Annotated in this window: 20 protein-coding genes; 7 read left to right on the forward strand and 13 right to left on the reverse strand. The window is 65.3% G+C overall.

The genetic code is table 11. From position 1 onward, the window contains the following. Window positions 1-42 precede the first annotated feature (42 nt). Complete coding sequence (locus tag ACP15I_RS17515) at window positions 43-615, forward strand: hypothetical protein (protein WP_424965599.1); 573 nt, start codon at window positions 43-45, stop codon at window positions 613-615. A 181-nt stretch (window positions 616-796) separates the two neighbouring features. Here ACP15I_RS17515 and ACP15I_RS17520 read toward each other — a convergent pair whose 3' ends face one another. The 3 genes from ACP15I_RS17520 to ACP15I_RS17530 form a co-directional block, all read right to left on the reverse strand. Beyond that, on the reverse strand, window positions 797-1,810 hold the full coding sequence (locus ACP15I_RS17520) for a cytochrome d ubiquinol oxidase subunit II (protein WP_424965600.1): 1,014 nt from the start codon (window positions 1,808-1,810) through the stop codon (window positions 797-799). A 4-nt stretch (window positions 1,811-1,814) separates the two neighbouring features. Further along, complete coding sequence (locus ACP15I_RS17525; RefSeq protein WP_424976071.1) at window positions 1,815-3,209, reverse strand: cytochrome ubiquinol oxidase subunit I; 1,395 nt, start codon at window positions 3,207-3,209, stop codon at window positions 1,815-1,817. A 120-nt stretch (window positions 3,210-3,329) separates the two neighbouring features. Next, entirely contained in the window at window positions 3,330-3,920 is a 591-nt protein-coding gene (locus ACP15I_RS17530; RefSeq protein ID WP_424976072.1) for a TetR/AcrR family transcriptional regulator, read from the reverse strand. Window positions 3,921-3,988: 68 nt separating this feature from the next. Between ACP15I_RS17530 and ACP15I_RS17535 the strand changes: the two genes are divergently transcribed. Then, window positions 3,989-4,414: a VOC family protein gene (locus tag ACP15I_RS17535; protein ID WP_424976073.1), complete on the forward strand. Its 426-nt coding sequence runs from the start codon at window positions 3,989-3,991 to the stop codon at window positions 4,412-4,414. Window positions 4,415-4,433: 19 nt separating this feature from the next. On the opposite strand, the gene ACP15I_RS17540 is transcribed toward ACP15I_RS17535, so the two are convergent. Then, a complete protein-coding gene (locus ACP15I_RS17540) occupies window positions 4,434-4,859 on the reverse strand; it encodes a hypothetical protein (RefSeq protein ID WP_424976074.1) in 426 nt (141 codons plus the stop codon). Window positions 4,860-4,892: 33 nt separating this feature from the next. Between ACP15I_RS17540 and ACP15I_RS17545 the strand changes: the two genes are divergently transcribed. Continuing rightward, window positions 4,893-5,354, forward strand: coding sequence for a hypothetical protein (locus ACP15I_RS17545; protein ID WP_424976075.1), 462 nt, complete (start codon window positions 4,893-4,895; stop codon window positions 5,352-5,354). 209 nt (window positions 5,355-5,563) lie between these two features. Here ACP15I_RS17545 and ACP15I_RS17550 read toward each other — a convergent pair whose 3' ends face one another. Together ACP15I_RS17550 and ACP15I_RS17555 are read right to left on the reverse strand one after the other, a co-directional pair. After that, on the reverse strand, window positions 5,564-5,872 hold the full coding sequence (locus ACP15I_RS17550; RefSeq protein WP_424976076.1) for a winged helix-turn-helix domain-containing protein: 309 nt from the start codon (window positions 5,870-5,872) through the stop codon (window positions 5,564-5,566). Window positions 5,873-5,979: 107 nt separating this feature from the next. Beyond that, entirely contained in the window at window positions 5,980-6,549 is a 570-nt protein-coding gene (locus tag ACP15I_RS17555; protein ID WP_424976077.1) for a VPLPA-CTERM sorting domain-containing protein, read from the reverse strand. 30 nt (window positions 6,550-6,579) lie between these two features. Here ACP15I_RS17555 and ACP15I_RS17560 point away from each other — a divergent pair, with 30 nt between their 5' ends. Together ACP15I_RS17560 and ACP15I_RS17565 are read left to right on the forward strand one after the other, a co-directional pair. After that, entirely contained in the window at window positions 6,580-7,065 is a 486-nt protein-coding gene (locus ACP15I_RS17560) for a hypothetical protein (protein ID WP_424976078.1), read from the forward strand. Between the two features lie 428 nt (window positions 7,066-7,493). Then, window positions 7,494-8,483, forward strand: a complete 990-nt coding sequence (locus ACP15I_RS17565) for a type I glyceraldehyde-3-phosphate dehydrogenase (protein WP_424976080.1) — start codon at window positions 7,494-7,496, stop codon at window positions 8,481-8,483. Window positions 8,484-8,589: 106 nt separating this feature from the next. Here ACP15I_RS17565 and ACP15I_RS17570 read toward each other — a convergent pair whose 3' ends face one another. The 4 genes from ACP15I_RS17570 to puuE all read right to left on the reverse strand — a co-directional run bounded on the left by ACP15I_RS17570 (window position 8,590) and on the right by puuE (window position 13,020). Further along, window positions 8,590-10,014 carry a nucleobase:cation symporter-2 family protein gene (locus tag ACP15I_RS17570; RefSeq protein WP_424976081.1) on the reverse strand — a complete coding sequence of 475 codons (1,425 nt, stop codon included), beginning with the start codon at window positions 10,012-10,014 and terminating at the stop codon, window positions 8,590-8,592. A gap of 61 nt (window positions 10,015-10,075) precedes the next feature. Further along, on the reverse strand, window positions 10,076-10,585 hold the full coding sequence (locus ACP15I_RS17575; RefSeq protein WP_424976082.1) for an ureidoglycolate lyase: 510 nt from the start codon (window positions 10,583-10,585) through the stop codon (window positions 10,076-10,078). Beyond that, window positions 10,564-11,592 (reverse strand): allantoicase, encoded by a 1,029-nt coding sequence (gene alc / locus ACP15I_RS17580; protein ID WP_424976083.1) that lies wholly within the window; start codon window positions 11,590-11,592, stop codon window positions 10,564-10,566. The genes ACP15I_RS17575 and alc overlap by 22 nt, the downstream gene beginning before the upstream one ends. A 6-nt stretch (window positions 11,593-11,598) precedes the next feature. After that, on the reverse strand, window positions 11,599-13,020 hold the full coding sequence (gene puuE, locus ACP15I_RS17585; protein ID WP_424976084.1) for an allantoinase PuuE: 1,422 nt from the start codon (window positions 13,018-13,020) through the stop codon (window positions 11,599-11,601). Between the two features lie 156 nt (window positions 13,021-13,176). Here puuE and uraH point away from each other — a divergent pair, with 156 nt between their 5' ends. Beyond that, window positions 13,177-13,542: a hydroxyisourate hydrolase gene (uraH, locus tag ACP15I_RS17590; RefSeq protein ID WP_424976085.1), complete on the forward strand. Its 366-nt coding sequence runs from the start codon at window positions 13,177-13,179 to the stop codon at window positions 13,540-13,542. Window positions 13,543-13,615: 73 nt separating this feature from the next. Here uraH and ACP15I_RS17595 read toward each other — a convergent pair whose 3' ends face one another. After that, the gene (locus tag ACP15I_RS17595) at window positions 13,616-14,404 is read right to left on the reverse strand and encodes a hypothetical protein (protein ID WP_424976086.1); all 789 of its coding nucleotides are present in this window, start codon (window positions 14,402-14,404) and stop codon (window positions 13,616-13,618) included. A 137-nt stretch (window positions 14,405-14,541) separates the two neighbouring features. Continuing rightward, window positions 14,542-15,468 (reverse strand): LysR substrate-binding domain-containing protein, encoded by a 927-nt coding sequence (locus tag ACP15I_RS17600; RefSeq protein WP_424965615.1) that lies wholly within the window; start codon window positions 15,466-15,468, stop codon window positions 14,542-14,544. A gap of 97 nt (window positions 15,469-15,565) precedes the next feature. Here ACP15I_RS17600 and ACP15I_RS17605 point away from each other — a divergent pair, with 97 nt between their 5' ends. After that, window positions 15,566-16,783 carry a urate hydroxylase PuuD gene (locus ACP15I_RS17605; RefSeq protein WP_424976087.1) on the forward strand — a complete coding sequence of 406 codons (1,218 nt, stop codon included), beginning with the start codon at window positions 15,566-15,568 and terminating at the stop codon, window positions 16,781-16,783. A gap of 132 nt (window positions 16,784-16,915) precedes the next feature. Here ACP15I_RS17605 and ACP15I_RS17610 read toward each other — a convergent pair whose 3' ends face one another. After that, entirely contained in the window at window positions 16,916-17,920 is a 1,005-nt protein-coding gene (locus tag ACP15I_RS17610; protein ID WP_424976088.1) for an aldose epimerase family protein, read from the reverse strand. Window positions 17,921-17,946 lie beyond the last annotated feature (26 nt).

The following is a 17,946-nucleotide window of genomic DNA, read 5'->3' on the forward strand; positions in this document are numbered from 1 at the left end:
GCCCGCGCCTAGCCTGTTGCGCAACAGGAAAGAGGGGCGCGGATGATCGGATCGGGACTATGGAAGGCCGCGCTGGCCTCAGCGCTCGCAGGCGGGCTGGCGGGCCCGGCCTTGGCGACCGTGCTCGACGGTCAGATCCTGCGCCAGAGTGGGCAGGGGCAGTTCGTCATCCTCGAGACCGACAGGCCCTTCGATGTGGGGCGGGACAATTTCAACACGGATCACCTCTATGCCTTCGATGAGGATCAGAATATCCGCCTGATGGCTCCGATCGCCGTGGATGTGGGCGGGATCGACGGGGTGATCCCCGAAGGCGAGGTCGTGGCCAGCCATTACGTGTTTTTCGACAGTGTGAACGGTGTGCATTACGGCTGGGTCGAGTTCGATGCGCCGATCCTCGGGGTGGCCGCGCTGCCGGCATCGATGGATGCGACGGATTTCCTCGCCAATACCCAGGTCAACTATATCAGCACCGATCTGCGCGGGCTGGAGCAGGGCGATTACGTCTGGATCGACGAGGACAACCCCGCGCGGCTCTGGGTCTATTGGGCGGGCTCTTCGCCCGGCGACTATATCCGCGTCTTCACCGCGCTCTCGCCTGCGGCGATGATGTAGCGCACAGGACGGTGTGATCCGCCGGTTGGTGAAGGCCCGGCTATCGCGGGCGCGCCGATGCGCGGCGTCCCACGAGCCTCGGGTGTGTCGGGCTGGCCGGGGGGGGGCATCCTCCCCGCAGCACAGACGCCTTCCCGCTAGAGTGCGTTGACGGCGACCCGGCGGGGCCGCCGCCCGGTGGTCAGTCGTAGCTCAGCGCGCGGGCCTTGCCGCGGAAGATCACGTAGCTCAGCACCGTGTAGCCGAGGATCGCCGGAAGCACGAAGATCGTCCCGAAGAGGATGATCAGCAGGCTCTCGGGCGCGCTTGCCGCCTCGTAGATCGTGAGCTGCTCGGGCACCACGTAAGGGTAGAACGAGTAGGCGAGCCCGAAGAAGGCGAGGATGAACAGCACGATGGTCGCCGCGAAGGGGAACCATGCAAAGCTGTCATCGGCGGTCGGCAGGCGCTTGAGCCCCACGAAGAGGAGCCCGATCAGCAGGCAGAACATCAAGGGCAGGGGGGCAAGCAGCACGATCTCGGGAAAGGAGAACCATTTGTCGAAGATCCGCGGGCTCACCAGCGGCGAGGCGAGCGAGACCGCCCCAAGCCCCAGCACCAGCCCCCAGATCCCGCCGCGCGACCAGGCGACGGCTTTCTTCTGCAACGCGCCTTCGGTCTTCAGCACGAGCCATGTGGCGCCGATGAAGGAATAGGCCACGGTGAGGAACACCGCCGTCAGCAGGGCAAAGCCCACTGTCAGGATCGTCCATTGCAGGCCCATGATATAAAGCCCCAGCATGAACCCCTGGCTGAGCGAGGTCATCATCGAGCCGATGAAGAAGGCCATGTTCCAGGCGGGTTTCTGTTTGGCCGGGGCCTTGGCGCGGAACTCGAAGGAGACGCCGCGCAGGATCAGCCCCACCAGCATGATCGCCACAGGCAAGTAGAGCGCCGTCAGGATCGCCCCATGGGCCGAGGGGAAGGCCACCAGAAGGATGCCGATGGCCAGCACCAGCCAGGTCTCGTTGGCATCCCAGAAGGGGCCGATCGAGGCGACCATGCGGTCCTTTTCGGCATCCTCGGCAAAGGGAAAGAGCACCCCCACGCCCAGGTCGAACCCGTCGAGCACCACATAGATGAGGATCGACAGGCCCATCAGGGCCGCAAAGACCAGGGGGAGCCATTGGGTCTGGTCGGCGAATATCTCGGACATGGGTCTACTCCGCCGGGTTGATGATGCGCACTTCGGCCTCGCCGGAGCGCGGCGTGTCGAAGATGCGGGTGGGCTCGCCCTTGGCGGCCTTGGCGGCGAGATAGGTCAGCACGCTGACATAGCAGACGATCAGCGCCGCATAGACCGCGAGATAGGCGATCAGCGTGCCGAGCACCATGCCCGCGGGCACATCCGCCACCGCATCAGCGGTCTTGAGCACCCCGTCCACCAGCCAGGGCTGACGCCCGATCTCGGTCGTGTACCAACCCGCCAGCGTGGCGATCCAGCCGGAAAAGCCCATGGCGACGAAGCCATAGAACATCGGTTTCGGCAGACCCTCCATCCCGCGGCCCTTGCGCATGAACCACATGGCCGCCCAGCTCATCAGCAGCATCGCCATGCCGGTGGCGACCATGATCCGGAAGGACCAGAAGACCTTGGCCACCGGCGGGTGCAGCACCTCGCCGTCTTCGGTGACGAAGTCGTTCAGGCCGGGGATCTTGCCATCGAGGCTGTGGGTCAGGATCAGCGAGCCCACATAGGGGATCGCGATCTCGAAGTCGTTCTCGCGCGTGTCTTCATTTGGCAGGGCAAAGAGCACCAGCGGCACCGGGCTCTTGTCGCCGTCCCAGTGCCCCTCCATGGCGGCAACCTTGGCGGGCTGATGCTCGAGCGTGTTCAGCCCGTGCTGGTCGCCCACGAAGATCTGCACCGGGATCAGGAAGGCGGCGACCGTCACACCGGTCTTCATCGCGGCGCGCATGCCGCCCGAGCGGTCTCCGCGCAGCCAGCGGAAGGCCGACAGCCCGGCCAGCAGGAAGGACGCGGTCAGGCCCGAGGCCAGCAGCACATGGAAGAACCGGTAGGGCAGCGACGGGTTGAAGATGATCTCGAGCCAGTTCGTGGCATGCACCACCCCATCGCGGATCTCGTACCCGGCGGGCGTGTGCATCCAGCTGTTCAGGACAAGGATCCAGAAGGCCGACATGGTGGTGCCGAAGGCCACGAGGAAGGTGGCCAGCGTATGCAGCCAGGGCGGCACGCGGCTGACACCGAAGAGCATGATGCCGAGGAACACCGCCTCGAGGAAGAAGGCGGTCATCACCTCATAGGCCAGGAGTGGCCCCGCGATATTGCCGACGCTTTCCATGAAACCCGGCCAGTTGGTGCCGAATTGGAAGGACATGGTGATGCCCGACACGACGCCCATAGCAAAGGTCAGCGCGAAGACTTTCACCCAGAAGCGGTAGGCTTCCATCCATTTGCCGTCCTGCGTGGCCTGAAAGCGCAGCTTGAAGAACAGCAGCACCCAGCCAAGCGCGATGGTGATGGTGGGAAACAGAATGTGAAACGAGATATTCGCGCCGAACTGGATGCGCGACAGGATCAGGGTGTCCATCGGGGACCTCCTCGGGGGTTCATATGCCTGGTCTTTTTGTCTTGTTTCAGAGTTAGGTTTTCACCTCAGGGTTGCCAGCGAGAGAGGGTGCGACCCGCTGTCCCGCTCCGGCGGGGCGGGTCATTTGAGCGTGGCCAGGAGCGCGTCGATCACCTGCAGATGGGCTTCGGCCGAGCCGCCCTCGGCCACGGAGAGCGCCGCCCGGTCAAACAGCGCCGAGAGTTGCACGGTCAGCGCGTCGAGCGGCAGGGTGCGGATCTCGCCTGCCTCCATGGCGGCGGCGAGGCCCGCGCGGAGCGCATCCGCCGAGGTCTCGCGGTCGATCGTGTCGAGCGCGGCCTGGCCGAGCACCGCGGGGCCGTCACGCAGCATGATCCGCACCCGCCCGGGATCGGCCATCGCCGCGAGATAGCCGCGACTGCCCAGTTGCAAGGCGTCGATGGTGGAACCGGGCTGGCTGGTGGCCTCAGCCGTGATCTGGGCCGCGACAGCCTGATATTCCTCGGTGATGACGGCCCGAAAGAGGGCGGTCTTGTCCTCGAAATGGTGGTAGAGCGCGCCGCGTGTCACCCCGGCGGCCCGGACGATTTCGGGGGTCGAGGTCTCGGCATAGCCTTTCTCGGAAAACATTTGTCGCGCGGCGGCGATCAGCGCGGCGCGCGTGGCCTCGGTGCGCGCCTTGTTGGTCCGCGTCTGCTTTTCTTCTTGCATACGTACAGCCTGTATGTTTATCGTTCAGATACATACATACTGTATGTTTGCAAGAAAGGAGACGCAACGTGAAATGCACCCAGTACTACCCTGTCATCCAGACCCGCGATGTCGCCGCGACCAAGGCGTTCTATCTTGACCATTTCCGTTTCCGCGAGGCCTTTGCGGCGGATTGGTACTGCCATCTGCAATCCTGCGAGGATCCGACTGTGAACCTTGCCATCCTGCAAGCGGATCATGAGACGATCCCGGAAGAGGGCCGGGGCGTTGTCGGCGGGCTTATCCTGAATTTCGAGGTCGCAGATGTGGATGCGGAATTCGCCCGCGCCGAGGCTGCGGGCTTGCCGATCCTCAAGACCCTGACGGATGAGGCTTTTGGCCAGCGCCATTTCATCACGCGGGATCCCAATGGTGTGCTGATCGACGTGATCCGGCCGATCCCGCCCGCAGCGGGGTTCGCCGAGCACTACAGCGCCGACGCACTGCCCGTCTGATCCCGGCCCGCGCGCCCTCTCAGATGTCCAGGCTGTCGAACGCCTCGGACAGGGCGGCGAGCCGATCCGGGTCGCGCAGGTTGAAATGGGTCAGGAAGTCGGTCTTGCCGAAGGGCGCGTTCAGTGCACGGATCCGATCGACGCAGGCGCGGGCCTTGTCCTCATGGCCCGCCCGGTTATACACCGCCGCCGCGATCATGAAGACATAGAGATGCGGGTTCGGCGCCGCGACAGCCCGGTCCGAGTACCGGATCGCAGCCGCCAGATCGTCGGTCACGAAGGCCGCGAGCGCGCGCGTGCCGAACATCGATTGCAGATGCGGGTCCATCGGGCTGAGAAACAGCGCGCGCGCCACGTTCTGGTCCGCGTCCTTCCCCGCGCAGAGAACGGTCTGCAGGGTCGCGCTGTTGTAGTAGCCAAAGGCGGAGTTCGGGTTGAGCTCCACAGCGCGTTTGACCCAGATGAGCCCGTCCTCCGGGTGGCCCTCGAGCCATTTGGCCCGGCCATAGATCAGGTTGCAGAAGGGATCGTGCTCGTCATGGCGCAGCCCGTTGGCCGCATGGTGCAGGGCCTGGCGCGTGTGGGCCGCGCTCTCGCCCTCGAGATGCTGAAACGCGGTCTGAAACTCCGTTTAGGACAGTCCCGCATGGGCCCGGGCGCAGTGCGGATCCAGCGACAGGGCGCGTTGGAAGTGCCCGGCGGCGATCTGGTTGTCCGCGCGGTTGTAGCGGAACATGTGCCGGATCCCGAGATGGTAGTGCCCCCAGGCATCGATGCTCTCGGAGGGATGGTGACGCAGTTTCTCGGCCTCGTGGCTGGGCAGGCGGCTCTCCAGCGCGATCGCGAGGCCCCGGGCCAGCTGCGCGCGCAGGTCATAGATCTCGTCCCGCGCGCCGACCAGCCGTTCGGTCCAGACCAGCTGCCCGGTTCGGGCATCTGAAAGCTCGGCGCCCGGGCGATGATATTGAGCCAGTGCAAGCGCGAGAGCGAGGCGATCAGCTCGGCGGGGATGGCCTCGGCGATGGCCTGCTGCGAGGGGGCCGCGCCCAGAAGCTCAAAAGGCCGCACGGCGATGGTGGGCCGTCCCCCGTCAAGGGGCGCGGTCGGCCCCCCCGGCTCGGGCGCAGGGGTGGCCGGCACGGCTGTGTCCTAAGGCTCCACATCGGCAACGAACCGATAGCCGAAGCCGCGCACGGTCTTGATCACCGCCTGCGCTTGCCCGCTATCGCCGACGGCTGCGCGCACCTGCTTTATCGCCGTCGACAGGGCCGCGTCCGAGACGAAGACGCCGGGCCAGATCACCTCGAAGATCTCGTCCTTGGACACGCTGCGGGCGCGATTGACCACCAGATGGCGCAAGAGTGCAAAGCATTTCGGCTCCAGCGCGACGGCGCCAAGAGGGCCGTGGAGCTCGCCCAGATCGGTGTCCAGACGATAGGCGCCAAATGCATAGATCATTGCAGGACCGAAGTATGCAGGAGGTGGGTCCGCCAGGACAAGCCTGTTTCAGGTGCGGCGGGATCCTTGAAGTGTGCACATCCCCGCCAGTTTCGCGGAGCTTGGGGTCAGGCTGGCGCGCGGCGGCGCTTGAGGCCCGCAAGACCCAGCAGACCTGCGCCCAGCAGCCAGACCCCCGCGGGCAGCGGGACCGGGGCGACGGCGGAGGCGGTGGCCGTGGCGCGCAGGATCTGGCGATTTGTAACGTGTCCATCGCTCACGATGGACACGCTCCAGTCGATCCCGAAAATGTCGGGAAAGGCAAAGTTGGACATGTCTGCGACATCGAAGGACCCGGAGATAAAGTCCGCGGTGAGCAGATCAAAGATATCCCCGTCTTCGATATTTGTGCCGTCAACGAAATCGATCTGAAACGTGACCGTATCCAAGATCGCCAGTGTTCCGTCCAGTTCAAGCGCAACTCCATCCTCGGTCGGATCAAGGAGAATGTCGACGACAGATCCCTGTGCGAAAGAGGCAGACTCGGCGCTGCCAGAGTTCCCCGCAATCAGCAAGGATCGGTCCCCATTGCCGATCGACAGTCTGGTGTTGTTAAACGCGAGACTGAGGTCGGCTTTGAGAAAGCCCCCGTTGACCTCAACCGTTCCACCTTCGATGCGAATGGTGTTCAGCTCCATGTCGCCCTCGAGAATGAGGGTACCTTTGGTTTGTCGAAAGTTTCAATCAACTCCGGTGACATTGCCGTCTACGTGAAAAATCCCGGTATTCTCAATTTCTCCGCCCTCAGTATCCATGTCCCCAGTGATGAAGGTGCCACTGTTCTGGATCACTCCAGAAGAGCTGTTGATATCGCCGCCGCTTGCAAACAAACCACTGTTTGTGATCGTCCCACGGCTGTTATCGATGTCGCCACCGCTTTGAAACGTGCCCGCGTTTGTGATCGTTCCGGAGCTGTTATCGATGTCGCCGAGGCCTATGAACGTATCTCTGTTCCTGATCGTTCCGCCGAAGTTGTCGGTTTTCCGAAGGATCAAAATTCCTCCGTTATTGATCAGCTCGCCCTCAATGGAGAGAGTATCGGCAAGGAAGCCATCCGTGGTCTCAAGAACCTCCCCAGAGCCAATAAAGATATTCTGCGCGGTGGCCTAAAAGGGCGTCGCGAGGGAGAGGAGCGCCAGGAGGACGCCGCATAGGCGGAGCGAGGTGCAGGGCTGCGGGGAAAAGGCGAACATGGGGGCGCTCCTGTGGATGGTGGACCCTGTGGGCCCTTGATGGGTCGATATGCGACCAAGCGTTGTGACGGAGCGCCGCTCGGCGATGGGGAAGACCTGAGGCGGGCCAGGTGGATGAAATTCGGTTAACTCTGGCGACTGTGGCCGCTGCAAGTCAGTGCGCAGGGCTTTTGTAACGGGTTTTGTGTCCGCAAGCCGCGACATGTCTGCGCCTGATGCCAACTTGCGCCCGATACAGGGCAGGAGCTGGCGGGCACATGCCTTTGTTCTGTGCGGTCCGCCTGGCTGGGCGTGGGCTTCGGACCCGCATCTGGCTCCATGCGGGATCGCGGGACTGGATCTTGCGCGGGGCGGGCGCTTGGGTCATGTCATGGGCGAGGAGGCCCCCCATGCGTCAGTACAGTGTCATCATCAACGGCTTTGGCCGGATCGGTCGGTCTGTCTTGCGGGCCTGGCTCGGGGGCGGCTGGCCGGGACTGCAGATTGTCGGCGTGAACGACATCGCGCCGCTGGAGACCTGCGCCTATCTCTTTGAGTATGACAGTGTCTTCGGCCCCTGGCGCGGTGAGGTGCGGACCGAGGATGGCGGGCTGGTGGTGGATGGGCGGCGCATTCCGTTTTCCACCGTGGCGAACCTGCGAGATCGCGATCTGTCGGGCGTGGATCTGGTGATGGAATGCACCGGTCGCGGCTCGGACCGGGCCTTTGCCGAGCGCGCGCTCGAGGCGGGGGCGCGCCGGGTGCTGGTCTCGGGGCCCTCACTGGAGGCGGATTGGACGCTGGTTCTGGGGGCGAATGACGCGGATTTGAGCCGCGAGCACCGGATTGTCTCGAACGCCTCCTGCACGACGAACGCCGTGGCGCCGCTGGTCAAGCTGCTCGACGGGGCGTTCGGGATCGAGACCGGGCATATGACCACGGTGCATTGCTATACCGGCTCGCAGCCCACGGTGGATATGCCCATGGCCAACCCGGCGCGGAGCCGGGCGGCGGCCCTGTCCATGGTGCCGACCACCACCAGTGCGCAGGCGCTGACGGATCTGGTGCTGCCGGGGCTGGCCGGGCGGATCCAGGGATCGGCGGTGCGGGTGCCGGTGGCCAGCGTCTCGGCGGTGGATCTGAGCGTGATGACCCGGCAGGGCCCTGACCGTGGGGCGGTCAATGCGGTGCTGCGCGGGGCCGAGGGCGGGATCATCGGGGTGACCGGCAAGCCGCTGGTGTCTTCGGATCTGCGGCAGCGGCCCGAGAGCATCGTCATGGCCACGCCCGAGACCCAGGTCAGCGATGGCGGCATGGTGCGGGTCTTCGGCTGGTATGACAATGAGTGGGGCTTCGCGAACCGGATGCTCGACGTGGCGATCCGGATGTCGAAGTTTTGAGCCCCGCTGCGGGCGGGATCGCCTGTGGTGGCTGTGCGCCTTCGGCGAGGATATTTGCAGACTTAAGGGGGAGGGGGCGCGCCGGGATCGACGCGCCCGCCTTTGGTTAGCGGGGCAGGGAGCCCTTCGCGTTGCCCTTCAGGCCGCCGGAGACTTCCTCGGTGGATTCCTCGGAAAGCTCTTCGGGCAGGATCAGGTTCAGCGCGATGGCGATGGCCGCCGCGGGCAAGAGGCCGCTGGTCATCAGGATGCGCAGGGTGTCGGGCAGGTATTGCACCGCGCCCGGCTCGAGTTGCAGGCCGAGGCCCACGGAGAGCGCGATGGCGAAGATCACCATATTGCGCCGGTTCCAATCCACATCCGAGAGCATCGAGATGCCCGCGGCCACGACCATGCCGAACATGACGATCACGCCGCCGCCGAGCACTTCGATGGGCACGGTGCGGATGATGCCACCCACCTTGGGCACGAGCCCGCAGATGATCAGGAAGATCGCACCGCAGGTGACCACGTGGCGGCTCATGACGCCGGTCATCGCAATCAGGCCGACATTCTGGCTGAAGGAGGTGTTCGGGAAGCCGCCGAAGATCCCGGCCAGGGCCGAACCGAAGCCGTCGGCATAGGTCGCGCCCTTGATCTCGTCCTCGGTCGCCTCACGGCCTGCGCCGCCCTTGGTGATGCCCGAGACATCGCCCACGGTTTCAATCGCCGAGATGAAGGCCATCAGGCAGAAGCCGAGGATGGCCGCGAAGGAGAACTCGAACCCGTATTTGAAGGGCTGCGGCAGGGCGAAGGCGGCGGACCGCTCCCAGGAGCCGGTGATCGCGTCGATGCTGAGCATGCCGACCATGATGGCGTAGACATAGCCCACGATCAGGCCGATCAGGACCGCCGAGATCGACAGCATCCCCTTGGTGAAGAACTTGAGCCCGAGGGTCACGAAGATCACCACGAGCGCTGCGGACCAGTTCAGCAGGCTGCCATATTCCGGCGTGCCAATCGCCGGGACGCCGCCCGCCGCGTACTGGATGCCGACCTTGACCAGCGCGAGGCCGATCATCGTCACCACGAGGCCTGTCACCAGTGGCGGCAGGGCGAAGCGGATCTTGCCGATCACAAGCCCGAGCAGCGCATGGAACAGCCCGCCGATGATGATGCCGCCAAAGAGCGCGCCGAGGGCATCGACCCCCTTGCCCGCCACCAGCGGGATCATGATCGGCAGGAAGGCAAAGCTTGTCCCCTGCACGATGGGCAGGGCCGCGCCGACCGGGCCGAGCGTGATGGTCTGCAGCAGGGTCGCGAGCCCGGCAAAGAGCATCGACATCTGGATGAGGTAGAGCAATTCCGGGAAATCCGGCGAGTTCGAGCCGAAGCCGAAGCCCGCCGCGCCCGCGACGATGATCGCCGGGGTCACGTTCGAGACGAACATCGCCAGCACATGCTGGATGCCCAGCGGGATGGCCTTGGCCAGCGGGGGGGTGAAATTGGGGTCGCGCAACTGCGCGGGAGTTCCAATGGAGGTATCTGCCATGAGGGGCCTTTCTTCCTTCCTGATGGAGCGGCGGGGCTTCTGGCGTCCCCGTCGCGCGGATTTACGGCGCAACCACCTCGTAGGGTGTGTCGAACCAGTGTTCTTCCAGGTTCGGCGTGGATCCGATCCGATCGACCACGGCGAACAACCCGGGCGCGTGGAGCGGTGTGAGCACCCCGTGCCAGGTATTTCGGTGATAATTCACGGCCTGACCGGGGGCGGTCAGGAATGCCTCGGGCCGACCCGGGCGGCCCGCGTCATCCGGGGCCACCACGACCAGGAACGGGTCGCCGCCCATGGGGATGAAGGCCTGTGAGCCTTCCGGGTGCCGCTCCACCATGTCGAGCCTGAGCGGCAGCGCCCGGGGCTCGGCGTCAAACAGGCTGATCCCCGCGCGGCCCTCAGGTCCGAAATCGAGCGTTGCGCGGTCATGATGTCGCCCGCAGAGCCCCTGATTGATCAGCTTGTCCGGCGCGCCCGCCACCTCCAGCACGTCGCCAAAGGCCGCGAACCGCGCCGCCGTCAGGGGCTGTGCGGTGATCCGCCCGCTCAAATCGAGCCCGGCGACCATTCGGGCCGTCCAAAGAGCCGCAACCGGCTGACCCCGCCATCGGGGAAGATGTTGAAGCGGATATGGGTGATCGCGCCCAGATCGGCGAGCTCGCTGGTGAACTCATGGATCGTATCGGCGGTCAGTTTCACCTCGGGCAGGAGCGTGTGCCAGAACATCGAATCCGTGACGATGGCATCGGTCAGCCCGTCGCCGAACACCGCCAGATCCGCCGCCTGGATCGAGGCGCGGTCGGGGAAGTTGCCCTTGAAATGGGCCGTGTCGATCTCGCAGCGATTGACCCGCCCCTTGGCCCCCAGCGCGATGACCATCCAGTCATGGCCCGGGGTGCGGCGGCGGCGGGTTTCCCAGCCATCGCCCATATTCACCCCGCGCCCGGGGGCGAGCAGCCGCATGTAGTCGCCGTAGTGGGCATCCGAGAAGCTCAGGATCCGGCCGCCGTTCAGGGCCGCCGAGAGCTCGATATCCTGCCCGTCCTCGGTCGGGTCGAGCTCGGGGATGCCATAGACCCGCAGACGCGCCACCCCGCCATCGGGGAAGATATGGATGCGCAGATGGGTCCAGCTCTCGAAGCTCTTGCAGTTGAAATAGTGATGCGCTGAAGCGCCGAGGGCCTTGTGCGGCAGCACCTCGATCCAGCGGGTCTCGTCGGTGGGGTCGCCGTCGCAATTGGCCGCCTCGATCATCACGGCGGGGGCGTAGTTGCCGGTGAAGTGAGAGGTGTCCACGTCAAAGCCGAGGATCCGGCCCGGCGCCGCGAGCGAGACCACCGCCAGGTCATGCCCGCCTCCGCGACGGCGGCGGGTTTCCCATCCGTCCATCCACTTGCCATGGGCGTCGAACTTGTCGGGGATGAAGATCGCCGGCTGGTCCTGCAGCATCCGGTTGAGCGGGGCGAAAAACTCGTCAGAGGCATAGAGCGCGCGTGCGCCCAACCCGGCGGAGGCGAGGTTGATGCCTGTTCGTACGAAAAGGGGGATATTGGGGTCCTGTTGCTCAGGGCTCATTCTTGGTTACTCCGGTAGCATGTCTTGCAGGCGCAGGCGCGCGATGCGTTCCACCTGCTGGCATGCGGTTTCAAATTCAGTGTCGCGTGTGTTCTCGATCCGCCTTTGGAAGGCGCTCAGGATGTCGTCCTTGCTCAGCCCCTTGACCGCGATGATGAAGGGAAAGCCGAAGCGGTCGGTGTAGCGCGTGTTGAGATCGCTGAAGGTCGCGCGCTCGGCGTCGGTCAGCGCGTCGAGCCCGGCCCCGGCCTGCTCGGCGGTGGACTCTGCCGTCAGGCGCTTGGCGGCGGCAAGTTTTCCGGCGAGGTCCGGATGGGCGCGCAGCACGCCGAGGCGGGCGGTGTCATCGGCGGCGCGGAACTTCCGGGCGAGGGCGTTGTGCAGCCCGCCTGCGGTGTCATGGACGGCGCTCAACTCGCCCTCCCAGGCCTGCTCGGCGATCCAGGGGGAGTGCTCGAATACCCCGCCGTAGGCGGCGACGAAAGCCTCCCGATCCATGTCGGAGGGGCGATCCCAGGGCGCGGGCGCCGGGTGGGTCGCGTGCCAGTGCTCGGCAATGTCGATGCGCCGGGCGAACCAGACATCCGCATGGGACTGGGCATACTCGATGAAGCGCTGCAGGGCCTGGGCCCGCCCGGGCCGCCCCACGAGGCGGCAATGGAGCCCGATGGACATCATGCGCGGCGTCCCCGCGGCCCCCTCGGCATAGAGCGCGTCGAAGCTGTCCTTGAGATAGGCGTAGAACTGATCGCCGGAATTGAAGCCCTGCGGCGTGGCAAAGCGCATGTCATTGGCGTCGAGCGTATAGGGGATGACCAGCTGATCCTGATCGCCGTAGCGGACCCAGTAGGGCAGGTCATCCGCATAGCTGTCGGAGACATAGGCGAACCCGCCTTCCTCGGCCACGAGCCGCACGGTGTTCTCGGAACACCGCCCCGTGTACCAGCCCGTGGGCCGCGCGCCGGTCACCTCGCGGTGCAGGGCGATGGCCTCGGCCATGTCGGCGGCTTCGTCCTCGGGAGCATAGTCCTTGTATTCGATCCACTTCAGCCCGTGGGAGGCGATCTCCCATCCCGCATCCTGCATCGCGGTGACCTGCGCGGGCGCGCGGGCAAGCGCGGTGGCCACGCCGTAGACGGTCACCGGCACATTGGCGGCGGTGAACATCCGGTGCAGTCGCCAGAACCCGGCGCGCGCGCCGTATTCATAGATCGACTCCATGTTCCAATGGCGTTGCCCGGGCCAGGCGGCGGCCCCGACGATCTCGGACAGGAAGGCCTCGGAGGCCGCATCCCCATGCAGGATGCAGTTCTCGCCGCCCTCTTCATAGTTGATGACGAACTGGACAGCGATTTTCGCCCCGCCCGGCCATTGGGCGTTCGGTGGGGTCTGTCCATACCCCTGCATGTCACGCGGATAGCGGTTCACGTTTTTTGTTTCCCCTCGCTGATGGAATTGCTTCTAATGCAAAACAATCGGCGTGTTTTTCAATAAAACTTTGAAAGACCTAATCCATAGGCATTCGCGCAGTTTTTCGGCAGGTTTGGCCGAGCCCTGCCAAAGGATCAGACGAAAGGGAACGTGATGGCGCAAGAAACAGGCTATTTGACAACCCATGTGCTCGACGCTGCGCGGGGTGTTCCGGCGGAGGGGATGCACATCGTGCTCTATCGGCTGGACGGGACCACGCGCGAGGTGATCGCGGCCAAACATACCAATAGCGACGGGCGTACGGATGGGCCGATCCTGCCCGCCGAGAGCTTTGCCACCGGCACCTATGAGCTGGTCTTTCACGCGGGCGACTACCTGCGCGAGACCGGGCAGGCCGGGGCGGAGCCGCTCTTTCTCGACGAGATCCCGATCCGGTTCGGCATGAGCGATGGCGCGGCCCATTATCATGTGCCCCTGCTGCTCTCGCCCTTCAGCTTTTCGACCTATCGGGGCAGCTGACCACCGGGCCCGCCAACGCGGACCCGCTGGCACTCGGAGCACACCCCGCAGGGGCTGGCCCGTCTCTTGCGTTTCAGCTTTGGCGGCGCGCCCGGCGATATCCGGTCAGACCCGCTAGGCCGAGACCGAGCATTGCCAGGCTCGGCGGCAGCGGCACCGGCGCAACCGTGCCCGTGCCGAGGGTCGCACCATCAAGGGTCGTTATGCTGAAGACGCTGTCCATATTGGCCTGCACATCCAGAAAGGCCGGGATCTGGCGCGTCGCGCCCGCGGCGACCCAGACCCCGGTGTAGATCGTGAGGTCATCCCCGGCCTCGACCGCGATCTCGGTGCTCAGCCGTTCCGCGAATGTCAGGTCCGGGGGGCCGGCATTGCTGGACAAGCCAAAGCTGTCTGACACCGCCGGCATGCCGTTTTTCGAGACGTCGAGATCCGCCATGAAGGCGGCGAAGGGATCGGTCCCGGGAGCCGTCGCCGTGATGCTGTAGAAACCCGAAACCCGCAGTTCGATCCGCAGGGTCCCCGCGGTGGCGACGCGGATCGTGCGCTCGGCCTCGCCGCGGCCCGAAGCCGTCTGGCTTGCGGTGATCCCGGTCTCGGGGCGGACCACTCGTGTGGCCGCGAACAGGTCATCGCCATTGGCCTGAAACGTGGCGAGCGAGGTGCTGAACTGCGCGCCTGCTCGGTCTGTCACGGTCGAGTCCGTCTGACCGTTGGAGGTGCCGTCGGCAAAGCTCTGGCGGGACGGATCCGATTGGGCCCCGAAACCCGCAGTGCTGGTGAGGGTGACCGATGCCGCTTGAGCCAGGTCGAGCCCCAGGATCGTCGCAAGGAAGGCGGCGAACACGATATTCATCTTCATACATGTTGTCCTCAAGGAGGGCGCCATCCCGTATGGCGCCTGCGCGGCCTGCTTAGCGGGGCGCGGGGATCCGCTGCTTGAGGGGTGTCTGAGGATTTCCTGAGACTGCGCATGGCAGGGCCGTGCCCGATGCCGGGTCAGACCGGGGCGCTGGCGGTCGGGCCGCTGATGGCCGCGCGGCATTGCCTTGTCATGTAGTCCGAGAACAGGCGCACCTTGGGGTCCGTGAACCGCCGGTGGGGAAACAGCCAGGCCAGCGGGACCGGGGCGGGGGGTGTGTCTTCGCAGACCGGGACAAGTCGCCCGGCCCGCAGATGCTCGGCCAGCTCGAAGGCGGGTTTCAGGATGATGCCGCGCCCGGCCAGCGCCCAATCGGTCAGGACATCCCCGTCATCGGATTCGAACGGCCCCGCAATGTCGAAGCGTTTCGGCCCGGTTTGCGTCATCAGGGTCCACTGGAACTCGGTTGCCCCGGGGAAGCGGAGCATCAGGCAGTCATGGCGGTCCTGCACCAGCGCCGCCCCGTCGAGCGGCGTGCCCCGGCGGCTGAGATAGGCGGGCGAGGCCGCCAGCACCCGGGGACATTCCGCCACCATCCGCACCTTGAGATCGCTGTCGGGCAGGGGCCCCATATGGAGCGCCATGTCCAGCCCCTCGGCGGTCAGGTCGAGCTTGCGGTCCGACAGGCGCAGGCGCACGTCGATCTCGGGGTAGAGGTCCTTGAAGGCCGGGATCTGTGCGGCCACCAGCCGCCGTCCGATCCCCAGCGGGGCCGCCACGAAGATCGAGCCGCGCGGGCTTTGGCTGGTTTCCATCACCGCAGCCTCGGCCTCGGCCAGCGCCTCGGTCACCTTGCGCGCGCCCTGATAGAAGATCTTGCCATGCTCCGTGGCCCGCAGGGTGCGGGTGGTGCGGTTGAACAGGCGCACGCCGAGATACTTCTCCAGCTCGGAAATCCGGCTGGAGGCCACGGCGGGCGAGCATCGCTGATCCCGCGCCGCCGCTGACATACTGCCCAATTCGTAGACACGCACGAACATGGCGAGGTTCTTCAGCGACATCATTGGTATTCTTCGCGCCTGTTTGAAGGTCTTTGGCTATTTCTCCGATTATCAGAAAGATCGCCATGGGTATAGTGACCCGGACCGAAGGAGACCCCCGATGTATGATCTAGCAGTTCTCGAGGCCTGGGCCGAATTTGCCGTGCGCTGGCTCCATGTGATCACCGGGATCGCGTGGATCGGCTCATCTTTCTTTTTCATCGCGCTGGATCTTGGCCTGCGCAAGGCCGAGGGCATGCCCAAGCTCGCCCATGGGGAGGAATGGCAGGTCCATGGCGGCGGGTTCTATCACATGACCAAGTATCTGGTCGCGCCGGAACGGTTGCCGGATCACCTGACCTGGCACAAATGGGAAAGCTATTTCACCTGGATCTCGGGCTTCGTGCTGCTGGTGCTGGTCTATTACCTGGGGGCCGAGCTCTATCTGGTGGATCCGAATGTGGCTGATATCCCGGTCTGGGGGGCGGTGCTGATCTCGCTGGGCTCGCTGGGCTTCGGCTGGATGGCCTATGATCTGCTCTGCAAGAGCAAGTTCGGCGAGAACAACACCCGGCTCATGGTGCTCTTGTTCGTGCTGCTGGTAATCATGGCCTGGGGCTATACGCAGGTCTTCACGGGTCGTGCGGCGCTGCTGCATCTGGGGGCGTTCACCGCCACGATCATGAGCGGGAACGTGTTTTTCGTGATCATCCGCAACCAGAAGATCGTGGTCGAGGATCTCAAGGCCGGGCGGGAGCCGGATGCGAAATACGGCAAGATCGCCAAGCAGCGCTCGACCCATAACAACTATCTGACCCTGCCAGTGCTGTTCCTGATGCTGTCGAACCACTACCCGCTGGCCTTTGCGAGCGAGTATAACTGGCTGATTGCGGGGCTGGTCTTCCTGATGGGGGTGACGATCCGGCATTACTTCAACACCAAGCATATGGGGGGCGAGCCGCCGCTCTGGACCTGGGCGATCACGGTGACGCTGTTCATGGCCGCGGTGTGGTTGTCGGTGCTTGGCACGCCCGAGACCGAGGGGGAGGCGCAGCTGAGCCCGGGGGCCATGCGCTTTGCCGAGGCCGAGGGCTTCGAGGATGTGCATGACATCGTGCTCGGGCGGTGCTCCATGTGCCACGCGAAAGAGCCGAGCTGGGACGGGATTTACTGGCCGCCCAAGGGCGTGGTGCTGGAAAGCGCGGCAGATCTCGCCACACAGGCCAAGGCGGTGTACCTGCAATCGGGCCTCAGCCACGCGATGCCCCCGGCGAACCTGAGCTATATGGAGCCCCAGGAACGGGCCGCCATCGTGGCCTGGTACCGCGCGGCCCGCTAGGATTGCCGGGCGCGCTCCACATGTGGAGCGCGCGGACCCGCGCTGGTCCGAGACCCGGTCAGGGTGTCGCCCCTCGGTGGGTGCGCAGCGCGTCCGCCGGATCGGCCTTGGCCGATCCGGCCACCGATCTCATCAAGGTCCCGCAAAGCGCCAGCGCGTGTGTTGCCGGTAGGGTGCGTCCGGGCCCATCTCGAGCGAGGGGAAGCCCGCATGGTTCGCCGCATCCGGCCAGACCTGTGCTTCCAGCGCGATGGCGGAAAACCGCGGCGCGATCCGCCCCGAATGCACGGGGAAGGGCGCCGTGTCGAAGGTCCCGAGATCGAAGACCTGAAGCCCCGGCTCGGTCGTGAACATCTCCATGCTCACTCCGGACGCCCCGGTCAGTTTGCAGGCCGGGCTGAGCCCGCGGCGCGCCTCGGCCAGCACGTAGTTCAGATCATAGCGCCGGTCCGGCCCGGGCGCGAAGGGGCGCGGTTCGGTGAAATCCAGCGGCGTGCCCGCAACCTTCCCGAGCGCGCCGGTCACCATCAGGTCCTCCCCGCTCTCCGTATAACGCTCGGCATGCACCTGCAGGCGGTGTCCGTCGATCCGGTCGGTGCCATCCAGGTTCCAATAGCTGTGATTGGCGATGTTCATCAGCGTCGGTGCATCGCTGGTCCCGGTGATCTCCAGGTCCAGATCGCAGCCCGTCACCCGGTAGCGCGCCTGCACCCTGCGGTGCCCGGGAAACCCGGACAGCCCGTCGAGCAGCTCTGTCTCCAGTGTCACGTGATCGGGACCTTGCGCGACCAGATCCCAGACCCTGCCCTGCGTGCCCGCGCTCCCGCCATGGAGGGTATGCCCCCCCGGCAGGTTCGCCTCGAACGCATGCATCACCCCGGCAATCGGCGCGCGCGCATTCCGGATCCGGTTGGCAACCGGTCCCATCAACGCGCCGAAACTGATCATACCCGCCTCATAGGCGGCGATCTGATCCGTCCCCAGGGTCAGGCTGTGGGCGATCCCGTTCAGGCGCACATCCTGCAGCACCGCGCCCCAGCTCAGAACGGTCACGCGCAGCGCCTCTGACCCGATGGTATAGGCCGTCACGGGCGCGCCCTGCGCGGTGGTGCCGAAGGATTTCGAGACAGCGGTCATGGGGATCTCCGGGGGGCAAATTGAGC

The organism is Dinoroseobacter sp. S124A, from assembly GCF_049801015.1.
Classification (GTDB): domain Bacteria; phylum Pseudomonadota; class Alphaproteobacteria; order Rhodobacterales; family Rhodobacteraceae; genus Dinoroseobacter.

Excerpts from the sequence above, each read along its gene's own strand:
- ACP15I_RS17515 (WP_424965599.1), top strand. The coding sequence starts at position 43 with ATGATCGGATCGGGACTATGGAAGGCCGCGCTGGCCTCAGCGCTCGCA.
- ACP15I_RS17520 (WP_424965600.1), bottom strand. The coding sequence starts at position 1,810 with ATGTCCGAGATATTCGCCGACCAGACCCAATGGCTCCCCCTGGTCTTT.
- ACP15I_RS17525 (WP_424976071.1), bottom strand. The coding sequence starts at position 3,209 with ATGGACACCCTGATCCTGTCGCGCATCCAGTTCGGCGCGAATATCTCG.
- ACP15I_RS17530 (WP_424976072.1), bottom strand. The coding sequence starts at position 3,920 with ATGCAAGAAGAAAAGCAGACGCGGACCAACAAGGCGCGCACCGAGGCC.
- ACP15I_RS17550 (WP_424976076.1), bottom strand. The coding sequence starts at position 5,872 with ATGATCTATGCATTTGGCGCCTATCGTCTGGACACCGATCTGGGCGAG.
- ACP15I_RS17555 (WP_424976077.1), bottom strand. The coding sequence starts at position 6,549 with ATGGAGCTGAACACCATTCGCATCGAAGGTGGAACGGTTGAGGTCAAC.
- ACP15I_RS17565 (WP_424976080.1), top strand. The coding sequence starts at position 7,494 with ATGCGTCAGTACAGTGTCATCATCAACGGCTTTGGCCGGATCGGTCGG.
- ACP15I_RS17570 (WP_424976081.1), bottom strand. The coding sequence starts at position 10,014 with ATGGCAGATACCTCCATTGGAACTCCCGCGCAGTTGCGCGACCCCAAT.
- ACP15I_RS17575 (WP_424976082.1), bottom strand. The coding sequence starts at position 10,585 with ATGGTCGCCGGGCTCGATTTGAGCGGGCGGATCACCGCACAGCCCCTG.
- alc (WP_424976083.1), bottom strand. The coding sequence starts at position 11,592 with ATGAGCCCTGAGCAACAGGACCCCAATATCCCCCTTTTCGTACGAACA.
- uraH (WP_424976085.1), top strand. The coding sequence starts at position 13,177 with ATGGCGCAAGAAACAGGCTATTTGACAACCCATGTGCTCGACGCTGCG.
- ACP15I_RS17595 (WP_424976086.1), bottom strand. The coding sequence starts at position 14,404 with ATGAAGATGAATATCGTGTTCGCCGCCTTCCTTGCGACGATCCTGGGG.
- ACP15I_RS17600 (WP_424965615.1), bottom strand. The coding sequence starts at position 15,468 with ATGATGTCGCTGAAGAACCTCGCCATGTTCGTGCGTGTCTACGAATTG.
- ACP15I_RS17605 (WP_424976087.1), top strand. The coding sequence starts at position 15,566 with ATGTATGATCTAGCAGTTCTCGAGGCCTGGGCCGAATTTGCCGTGCGC.
- ACP15I_RS17610 (WP_424976088.1), bottom strand. The coding sequence starts at position 17,920 with ATGACCGCTGTCTCGAAATCCTTCGGCACCACCGCGCAGGGCGCGCCC.